The 6,860-nt window shown below is 65.8% G+C and carries 8 protein-coding genes; 5 read left to right on the top strand and 3 right to left on the bottom strand.

The genetic code is table 11. From position 1 onward, the window contains the following. Together EN780_RS23970 and EN780_RS23965 are read left to right on the top strand one after the other, a co-directional pair. Positions 1-685, top strand: a 685-nt coding sequence (locus EN780_RS23970) for a glycine--tRNA ligase subunit beta (protein ID WP_128275507.1), incomplete at its 5' end; no start/stop codon positions are given. Positions 686-908: 223 nt separating this feature from the next. Continuing rightward, complete coding sequence (locus EN780_RS23965; protein ID WP_128275506.1) at positions 909-1,205, top strand: ATPase; 297 nt, start codon at positions 909-911, stop codon at positions 1,203-1,205. Between the two features lie 66 nt (positions 1,206-1,271). On the opposite strand, the gene EN780_RS23960 is transcribed toward EN780_RS23965, so the two are convergent. Next, on the bottom strand, positions 1,272-1,661 hold the full coding sequence (locus tag EN780_RS23960) for a hypothetical protein (protein WP_128275505.1): 390 nt from the start codon (positions 1,659-1,661) through the stop codon (positions 1,272-1,274). A gap of 136 nt (positions 1,662-1,797) precedes the next feature. Continuing rightward, entirely contained in the window at positions 1,798-2,289 is a 492-nt protein-coding gene (locus EN780_RS23955; protein ID WP_245500099.1) for a hypothetical protein, read from the bottom strand. Between the two features lie 164 nt (positions 2,290-2,453). Between EN780_RS23955 and EN780_RS23950 the strand changes: the two genes are divergently transcribed. From EN780_RS23950 to EN780_RS23940, 3 genes are all read left to right on the top strand, one after another. After that, positions 2,454-3,419, top strand: coding sequence for an L-threonylcarbamoyladenylate synthase (locus EN780_RS23950; RefSeq protein ID WP_189556684.1), 966 nt, complete (start codon positions 2,454-2,456; stop codon positions 3,417-3,419). Between the two features lie 20 nt (positions 3,420-3,439). Next, on the top strand, positions 3,440-4,885 hold the full coding sequence (locus tag EN780_RS23945) for an FAD-binding oxidoreductase (protein ID WP_128275504.1): 1,446 nt from the start codon (positions 3,440-3,442) through the stop codon (positions 4,883-4,885). 185 nt (positions 4,886-5,070) lie between these two features. Next, positions 5,071-5,637 (top strand): DUF6101 family protein, encoded by a 567-nt coding sequence (locus tag EN780_RS23940; RefSeq protein WP_127287094.1) that lies wholly within the window; start codon positions 5,071-5,073, stop codon positions 5,635-5,637. A gap of 239 nt (positions 5,638-5,876) precedes the next feature. Here the strand turns inward: EN780_RS23940 and ubiA are convergent, their stop codons facing one another. Then, positions 5,877-6,860, bottom strand: a complete 984-nt coding sequence (gene ubiA, locus EN780_RS23935) for a 4-hydroxybenzoate octaprenyltransferase (RefSeq protein WP_128275503.1) — start codon at positions 6,858-6,860, stop codon at positions 5,877-5,879.

Genomic DNA, 6,860 nt, shown 5'->3' with positions numbered 1-6,860 from the left:
CTTCTGGGCCATCGATGAGAAACCAACCGGCAGCAAGGATCCGTTCGCGCTGCGGCGTGCTGCGCTCGGCGTGGTCAGGATCCTGATCGAAAACCGCGTTCGGTTGGCGTTGACATCGATCTTCGCCAAGGCCTTTGCAAACTTTGCAGGCGGTGCGAGCCAGCAGTCCGACCTCCTCGCCTTCTTCCACGACCGCCTGAAAGTCTATCTCCGCGATCAGGGCGCCAGGCATGATCTGATCGATGCCGTCATCACGCCGCAGTCGGACGACCTCTTGCAGATCGTGCGCCGCGTCGAGGCGCTCGGCTCCTTCCTCGACAGCGACGACGGCAGGAATTTGCTCGCCGGCACCAAGCGCGCGGCCAACATCCTGGCCGCCGAGGAGAAGAAGAAAACCCTGGTCGCCGAGACTGTTGAGCCGGCGCTGTTTCGCGAGGATGCCGAGAAGTCGCTGTTTGCCGCAGTGAATCAGGCCGAGAAGGAAGCCGGCCAAGCGATTCAAAACGAAGATTTTTCCGCCGCCATGCTGGCGCTTAGCGTTTTGCGTGAACCGGTTGATTCATTTTTTGAACGGGTTCTCGTCAATGATGAGGACCAGGCCGTGCGCGCCAATCGGCTGGCGCTGCTTGCCCGCATCCGCGCCGCCACCGACCAGGTCGCGGATTTCTCCAAGATCGCCGGCTGACGGCTGAGAAAAGGCGGCCCTGAAGTTGCCTGCGCCTATCAGGGCGCGGGCAGCGCGCCCCTGCCTTCAGGCGTCAAAATTAGTACGCTGGCGCCGGCTTACAGTCATATGACGATGACCTCCGCATGGGAGAACCAATGCGTGTCGCCCAGAAGTGTGCAGCGGTTCTGGGACAACGACATGCATCAAACAAAAGACGTTCCCCCAACGATGGAGGCTTGCCATGCATTCCGATCACGACATCGAAGTGACTGAAGAAACCACGGCCGCCGAGGCGAGCGACTCCGCCTCCGACACCATCCTCGACCATGCCGCCGCCGCCGCGATCGAAGCCGCCGATCTGTCTGACGACGAGGATGGCGACGACGAAGACGCCGAAGATACCGACGGGGAAGCCACCCTCTCGGGTGACGATGAGGACGAGGACGGCGAAGAAGAAGACGATGAAGAAGACGGCGTGAAGGCCGAAGGCGAGGACGACGAAGACGAGTCCGACGAGGACAAGGAAGAAGCCGCCTGAGCATCCGCGACCGGCTGGCCCGACCGGGCCAAGGAAAGGGCGGCGCCAGCGCCGCCCTTTTTGCCGTCAGTCCTCGAGGATGCTGACGTAGACGCTGTTCGAATAGACATCGACCTGGATCAGAGGCTCGCCATTTACGATGGCGCGCCGCGTCGCGCCGCTCATAGCGCCGCCACGCTTCAGCATCCGCTCAAGATCGGCGCGGTCCTCGTTGCTGCGGAACCAGGCGTCGCCCTCGTCGTCGCGGTCGCGCCGATGGAACTTGTGCCAGTTGGCGCGGTCCTGCCTCACCATCTGCGCGGCGCTGTCCAGCGGATAGCCGTCGCTGGCTTGGTGATCCCGCTCGGAAATGCGCGCGACATAGGAGCCGAGCATGTCGTCGGCCCGCGCCGTGCTCGTGCCCAGCACCGACGCCAGCAGCAATGCGGCGACGGCAAATCGTCTCGTCTCGTTCATGATGAACCCCCTTTTGAAACCCAAATCCTCGTCCAGCGAAGCCGCCCGAGCTGTTCGGGCAGCGGCGATGGAATCAGGGACGAATAATGCCATCCGCACATGTGTGCCGGATGACGGATCCGACTCCGCCGAAAGCTTACATGGCTTTTCCGATAGGGGATATCGGTGCCGGCTGCGCCGCTGCCGGTTGCGGCGGCTGCGCCTCCGGCTGCGATTTCGGCTCGCCGTTTGACGCGGTCGCCTCGCCGGCCGGCTTGCCGTCTTCGGCGGGCTTCGTCTCGGTCGCCGGCGCAGTGGCGGCGGTGGCCTTGGCCGGCGCGGCAGCAGGCGTTGCAAAGGCGCCGCCTACGACGCCGCCGCGGATGATCATCGGGCTCTGCATGGAGCCATGATGCGTGGGCTTCTCGGGGATCGCCGCCACCTTCTCGTCGGTGACGTCGGGCGCCGGCTCGCCAAGCGCCACCACCGAAGGCGTCGAGCCGATCTTCATCGGGTCCGCCGCGCCGAGCCTGATGATGGACGGCGTCGCGGTCGACGCGCCGAGCACGACAATGGACGAGGCCTGCGCGCTGCCGGTGATCGCCGACAGGCCGACGCCAAGCGCTGCAAGGATACGCATCGACACCATGTTACTTCCCCTGGCCCAACAGACCGGCACCATATTCCCGCGGGATTGATGCCTGCTTGCGCGGAAACATAGCATTTTAGGGATTGATAATTCGCCAACGCCCGGACTTGCCCCCCGGGCGTCGCCGTATTACGCAGCCCCGCATCCTATAGAGGTGACGACAAGTGGCTGAGATACTTGCCGCCGGCAAGGCGATGGAGCGGGCGCTGGCGCTGCTCGAAGGCGGCGATGTCGTCGCCATTCCGACCGAGACCGTCTATGGGCTGGCCGGCGACGCCACCAATGGCATCGGTGTTGCCCGCATCTTCGAGGCCAAGGGTCGGCCGCGCTTCAACCCGCTCATCGCCCATGTCGCTGATCTCGCTATGGCCGAGCGCATTGCGCATTTCGATCCGCTGTCGAGGAAGCTGGCCGGGGCCTTCTGGCCGGGGCCGCTGACACTGGTGCTGCCGCAGCGCGCCGGCAACGGCATTCATCCGCTGGTCACGGCCGGGCTCGACACCATTGCGCTGCGCATGCCGAAGGGCTTCGGCGGCGAGTTGATCGCCAGGCTCGGTCATCCGCTCGCCGCGCCAAGCGCCAATTCGTCCGGCAGGATCAGCGCCACCACTGCCGAGGCCGTGGCGGCCGATCTCGGCGACAGGATCAGGCTGGTGGTCGATGGCGGCGCGACGCCGGTCGGCCTGGAATCGACCATCGTCAAGGTCGAGGGCGAGAGCGTGCGGCTGCTGCGGCCCGGCGGTATCGCCGCGGCCGAGATCGAGGCCGTCGCCGGCAAGCCGCTGCTGCGCGGCGCGGCCGCCGGCATCGAGGCGCCCGGCATGCTCGCCTCGCACTACGCGCCAGGCGCCGCGATGCGCCTCAATACCCGACAGATCGCCGGCGGCGAGGCGCTGCTCGCCTTCGGCGGCAGTCGCGCGGAAGGCTGGCAGGATGCCGCCGCGCTGCGCAACCTCTCCGAGACCGGCGACCTGCGCGAGGCGGCGGCGAACCTCTTCGCCTACATGCAGGACCTCGACCGCAGCGGCGCTGCGACCATCGCTGTCGAGCCGATCCCCTTCGACGGACTGGGCGAGGCGATCAACGACCGGCTGTCGCGCGCCGCAGCACCGCGTGACAAGACCGGCTGAGCGCCATAGGTTCTGGCCCCATGAACGATCAGACCGACGACCAGCCCTTCGAACTCGACGCCGCCATCATCGACCGTTTCGCGGCCATCGTCGGCGAGCAATACGCGCTGCGCGGCGAGGCGGAGATCGCGCCCTACATCACCGAAAGGCGTGGCCTGTGGCACGGCAGGACGTCGCTGGTGCTGAGGCCGGGCAGCGTCGAGGAGGTGAGCCGCATCATGCGGCTGGCGACCGAGACTGGAACGCCCGTCGTGCCGCAGAGCGGCAACACCGGACTGGTCGGCGCCCAGGTGCCGGACAAGTCCGGCCACGACATCGTGCTTTCACTGTCGCGGCTGAACCGCATCCGCGAGATCGACGTGCTCTCCAACACCGTCACCGTCGAGGCCGGCGTCATCCTGCAGACCCTGCAGGAAGCGGCCGACGCCGCCGGCCGGCTGTTTCCGCTGTCGCTTGCCGCGCAGGGCTCCTGCCAGATCGGCGGCAACCTCTCCTCCAATGCCGGCGGCACCGGCGTGCTCGCCTATGGCAATGCGCGCGAGCTTTGCCTCGGCGTCGAAGTCGTGTTGCCGACCGGCGAGGTGTTCGACGATCTGCGCAAGCTGAAGAAGGACAACACCGGCTACGATCTGAAGAACCTGTTCGTCGGGGCCGAAGGCACGCTCGGCGTCATCACCGCCGCCGTGCTGAAATTGTTCCCGAAGCCGAAGGGCAGGGAGGTCGCTTTTGCCGGCCTTCCGTCGTCCCCGAAAGACGCGCTTTCGCTGTTCACGCTGGCGATGGACCGAGCCGGCGCCTCGCTCACCGCTTTCGAACTGATCGGCAAAAGGCCCTACGACTTCACGCTGAAGCACGGACAGGGCATCTCGCGACCGCTGGCCGACGACTGGCCCTGGTATGTGCTGATGCAGGTCTCTTCCGGCCGCTCCGAGGAGGACGGCAAGGCGCTGATCGAGGAGATACTGTCGGCCGGGCTCGAGCAGGGCATCGTCGGCGATGCGGTGGTCGCCGCAAGCCTTGCCCAGGGCGATGCCTTCTGGAACTTCCGCGAGACGTTGCCCGAGTGCCAGAAGCCCGAGGGCGCCTCGATCAAGCACGACATTTCGGTGCCGATCGCCGCGATCCCCGAATTCATCGACAAGGCGGCCGGCGTGGTGGAGACAGCGTGTCCGGGCGCGCGCGTGGTCTGCTTCGGCCATATGGGCGACGGCAATCTCCACTACAACATCTCCCGCCCGGTGGATTGGCAGGACGCCGCGTTCCTCGACCTCTACCATCCCATGAACAAGGCCGTGCACGATGTCGTGCGCTCCTTCCATGGCTCGATCTCGGCCGAGCACGGCATCGGCCAGCTGAAGCGGGAGGAACTGATCGCCACCGCGCCGCCGATGGCGATCGATCTGATGCGCCGGGTGAAGGCGGCGATCGACCCCGCCGGCATCATGAATCCCGGTAAGGTTATCTGATCCTTCCAACATGTTGTGGATGGTTGCATTCCGATAACCATCGGCTCAGATCAGCAAAATTTAACCGACTTTCTTAAGCGCGGCGGTAAGAAGCCAGCGCTAATGTTTCGCCATAAGCGAGGCCGGAAAAAACTGGCCCGGAGAGAACCGGTAAACGGCCCTCAGGAGAGACAGGAAGGCACTCGATGAACACTGGACTGAAGCCAGTCTGGGCAGGGCGCAACATGCGTCTCGACCCATTCCGCCTGCCGCAGATGGTGAGCTATGCGACACGCGACGACTATGGCGATGTTACCTTCACCATCGACCAGCGTGGCGCAGTCATTCGCCGCATGCTGGAGATGAGCGGCGTGCCGGCGATCATCGCACTGCCTGCCAAGGCGTTTCGCGGCGTCGCCGCCCGCGCCATGGAGGATCCCGAAGGCAACGTCACGGTGACGCTCGAACTCCTGCACAATGATCCGATGCTGTCGGTGCCGCTGCTGGTGGCAGACGACCTCGACGACGTCGCCGCCGACTGGCGCGCCTGGGCCGACGCCTATCGCCTGCCGATGCTCCTGATCGAGGCCGACGGCGTTGCCCGCACGCTGGAGGAATCGCTCGGCGCCGCCATCAAGGCGCTGCCTCCGCAGGAGCGCCGCAAGGGCCGTGTCTCGACCATGCGCCGTCCGCGCTTCCTTGCCCGCCGCCGGGCCGGCGATCTTGGCCTCAGACTCGTCGTCGACGGCGAGGAGATCATTTCGCACGAGTAGTCTGCTCATCCCGCTGGAGATTGGCGAAACCGCCGATGACAGCCTTCTTCTCCCCGTCACTATACGGGGAGAAGTGCCCGGCAGGGCGATGAGGGGCGGCGCGACCTCAGGTTTTGGCCACATCAAAAGCCGATCAGAAGCCGTATAACCGCTGTACATTTCTCCTTGCCTGCAAGGCTGGCGCTGCCCCTCATCCGGCTGCCGCCACCTTCTCCCCGTTGAACGGGGAGAAGGGAGAACTACAGCAGCGGCTTCAGCGCCACCCACAGCGAGCCGCCGATCAGGCCGAGGAAGATCAGCCAGCCGACCTGGTTGTTCGACTTGAACAGCTTGAGGCACTGATCCGGATTGTTGATGTCCAGCCTCGCGATCTGCCGCGCCATATGCGCGCCGGCGGCGATCAGCCCGGCCAGCGCCGGCATCGGCGCCTGCGCCGAGGCGAAGGCGATGGCGAAGCAGACAAGCGCGCCGCCATAGAGGCCGACCAGCCAGGTCTTGGTGTTGTCGCCGAACAGGCGCGCCGTCGAGCGCACGCCGACGATGGCGTCGTCTTCCTTGTCCTGATGCGCGTAGATCGTGTCGTAGCCGATCACCCACAGGATCGAGCCGATATAGAGCATGATGGCCGGGCCATCGAGATCGCCGAACTCGACCGCCCATCCCATCAGCGCGCCCCAGGAGAAGGCAAGGCCAAGCACGAATTGCGGCCAGTCGGTGATGCGCTTCATGAACGGGTAGACGGCGACAATGACGAGCGAGGCGATGCCGAGCGGAATGGCGAAGCTGTTGAACTGCAACAGCACGACTAGCCCCACCAGCGCCTGGATGACCAGGAATACCCAGGCCTGCCGGCGCGTCACCTTGCCGGCCGGCAGCGGCCGCGAGCGCGTGCGCTCCACCTGGTTGTCGATGTCCTCGTCGCCCAGGTCGTTGTAGGTGCAGCCGGCGCCGCGCATGGCAACCGCTCCGACAAGGAACAGCAACAGGTACCAGGCTGACGGCAGCAGGGTCAGCAGCGGATCCGTCGGGCGCGGATAGGCGCTTGCCGCGAGCGCGGCCGACCACCAGCACGGCCAGAGCAGCAATTGCCAGCCGATCGGGCGATCCCAGCGCGCGAGCTGCGCATAGGGCCAGAGCCCGCGCGGCAGCGCGCGGTAGACCCAGTGACCGCTCGGGGCATCGGCGACGCGGCCCTGGGCCGCTTTCGACTGGATGGTTTCCAT

It is taken from the genome of Mesorhizobium sp. M4B.F.Ca.ET.089.01.1.1, from assembly GCF_004022605.1.
In the GTDB taxonomy this organism is placed as follows: Bacteria; Pseudomonadota; Alphaproteobacteria; order Rhizobiales; family Rhizobiaceae; genus Mesorhizobium; species Mesorhizobium abyssinicae.
This window is presented reverse-complemented; position numbering and strand designations above follow the sequence as displayed.

Coding starts and splice junctions, on each gene's coding strand:
- EN780_RS23965 (WP_128275506.1), top strand. CDS start 909: ATGCATTCCGATCACGACATCGAAGTGACTGAAGAAACCACGGCCGCC.
- EN780_RS23960 (WP_128275505.1), bottom strand. CDS start 1,661: ATGAACGAGACGAGACGATTTGCCGTCGCCGCATTGCTGCTGGCGTCG.
- EN780_RS23955 (WP_245500099.1), bottom strand. CDS start 2,289: ATGGTGTCGATGCGTATCCTTGCAGCGCTTGGCGTCGGCCTGTCGGCG.
- EN780_RS23945 (WP_128275504.1), top strand. CDS start 3,440: ATGAACGATCAGACCGACGACCAGCCCTTCGAACTCGACGCCGCCATC.
- EN780_RS23940 (WP_127287094.1), top strand. CDS start 5,071: ATGAACACTGGACTGAAGCCAGTCTGGGCAGGGCGCAACATGCGTCTC.
- ubiA (WP_128275503.1), bottom strand. CDS start 6,860: ATGGAAACCATCCAGTCGAAAGCGGCCCAGGGCCGCGTCGCCGATGCC.